This is a genomic window from Inquilinus sp. (assembly GCF_057815775.1).
Genome location: NZ_JBYRFX010000828.1, coordinates 1 through 1,773 on the forward strand (window position 1 = coordinate 1; position 1,773 = coordinate 1,773).

Here is a 1,773-nt window from a genome sequence, read left to right on the forward strand (position 1 = left end):
CTGCGAATCCTGCGGCGGCGGTTGCGACTGGGCCGGCGACCTGTCGGTCGACACCCCCTGCCCCGCCTGCGGCACCAGCGGCGGCATGCGGCCGGATGTGGTGTGGTTCGGCGAGATGCCGCTGGCGATGGCGGAGATCGAGGCGGCGCTGGCCGCCTGCCGGCTGTTCGTGTCGATCGGCACCTCGGGCACCGTCTACCCTGCCGCCGCCTTCGTCCACCAGGCGCTGGACGCCCGGGCCCTGACGGTCGAGCTGAACCTGGAGCCGGGAGAGGGATCCGGCCTGTTCGCGATCCGCCGCCACGGCCCGGCGACGCGGCTGGTGCCGGAGTTCGTCGAGACGCTGCTGGCGGGCGATTTTCCGCCCCGCCGGTAGAGCCTCAGGCCGGCAACCGGCGGCGGGCGGCGGCCAGGATTTCGTCCGACAGCGCCGGCTTGGCCGCGGCCACCGCGCGCGACAGGATCAGCGCCCCGACGATGCCGCTGAGCACGCAGGCCGCCCGCTCCCGCGCCGCCTCGCGGGCGGCGGCGTCCTCGGCTCCGGCGGCGAAATGCTCCGTCAGCAGGGCCAGGTAATCCTCAATGCCGTCGGCGAAAGGGGCCTGGATCGGCGTGCCCGGGCGGCAGGCATCCGCCACCATCGCCGCGGTCGGGCAGCCGCCATCGGGAGAGTCGCGATGCGCCGGCGACAGATAGCCCTGGAGGGTCTCGGCCAGCGCCCCAGGCGCGTCCGCGCCCGCCGCCTCCAGCCGGCCCTGCAGATAGTCGACCGATTGGGTAAAGGCGGCGCAGCAGGCCTCGGCCGCCAGGGCTTCCTTGGAATCGAAGTGATTGTAGAAGCCGCCATGGGTGAAGCCGGCCTCCTTCATCAGGTCGGCCAGGCCGACTCCGTCGATGCCCCGGGTCCGGAACAGGCGCGCCGCCGTGTCGACGATCGTCTGGCGGTTCCGCGCCGCCTGCTCCTTCGTCAGCCGCATCTCGTCCACACCTCGGTCAGCCGTCCCCTTGCGCCAGCAAGGATGGTGATCATCATCGGGAAAGCAACGCCCATTATCGGCCGGCGGCGCGACGCGCGGGTCGGACCTGACGCCGCAGCCGCTTGGCGCCGCCGCCCGGCTGCCTTAGACCGGAACGATGGCAACGACGACGGCAGACAAGCTGGAGACAGGCGGGCTGGAGACAGGCGGGCTGGAGACAGGCGGGCTGGAGGCGGTGATGGCGGCGGCACGGGCGTGCCGGATCTGCGCCGGCACCTTTCCGCACCCGCCCCGCCCGGTGCTGCATGCCTCGACAACGGCGCGGCTGATGATCGTCGGCCAGGCGCCCGGCGCGCGGGTGCATGCCAGCGGCCGGTCCTGGACCGACCCCAGCGGCGACCGGCTGCGGCATTGGCTGGGCTTCGATGCCGCCACCTTCTACGACGACAGCCGGGTGGCGCTGGTCTCGATGGGCCTGTGCTTCCCGGGCACCGACCCGAAGGGCGGCGACTATCCGGCGCCGAAGATCTGCGCCGAGACCTGGCATCCCCGCCTGCGCCCGCTGATGCCGGAGATCCGGCTGACCCTGTTGGTTGGCGCCCAGGCCCAGGCCTATTACCTCGGCGCCCGCCGGCAGCCGACCATGACCGAAACCGTCGCCGCCTGGCGCGATTACGGCCCCGATTTCCTGCCGCTGCCGCACCCCAGCTGGCGCAACACCGGCTGGCTGAAGCGCCATCCGTGGTTCGAGGATGAACTTCTGCCCGTTCTGCGGGTTAGAGCCGCGGCTGCCCTG

3 protein-coding genes are annotated in these 1,773 nt (G+C 72.5%); 2 read left to right on the forward strand and 1 reads right to left on the reverse strand.

The features are described from left to right. Positions 1–376: Sir2 family NAD-dependent protein deacetylase (locus tag AC3XYG_RS29675; RefSeq protein WP_489143480.1), on the forward strand; the 376-nt coding region annotated here is incomplete at its 5' end. Positions 377–380: 4 nt separating this feature from the next. Here the strand turns inward: AC3XYG_RS29675 and AC3XYG_RS29680 are convergent. Then, entirely contained in the window at positions 381–977 is a 597-nt protein-coding gene (locus AC3XYG_RS29680; protein ID WP_489143481.1) for a TetR/AcrR family transcriptional regulator, read from the reverse strand. Between the two features lie 238 nt (positions 978–1,215). Here AC3XYG_RS29680 and AC3XYG_RS29685 point away from each other — a divergent pair. Then, the coding region (locus AC3XYG_RS29685) for a uracil-DNA glycosylase family protein (RefSeq protein WP_489143482.1) at positions 1,216–1,773 on the forward strand (558 nt) is incomplete at its 3' end.

What these genes read in the sequence shown, in the direction of transcription:
- AC3XYG_RS29680 (WP_489143481.1), bottom strand. Translation starts at nt 977, where the DNA reads ATGCGGCTGACGAAGGAGCAGGCGGCGCGGAACCGCCAGACGATCGTC.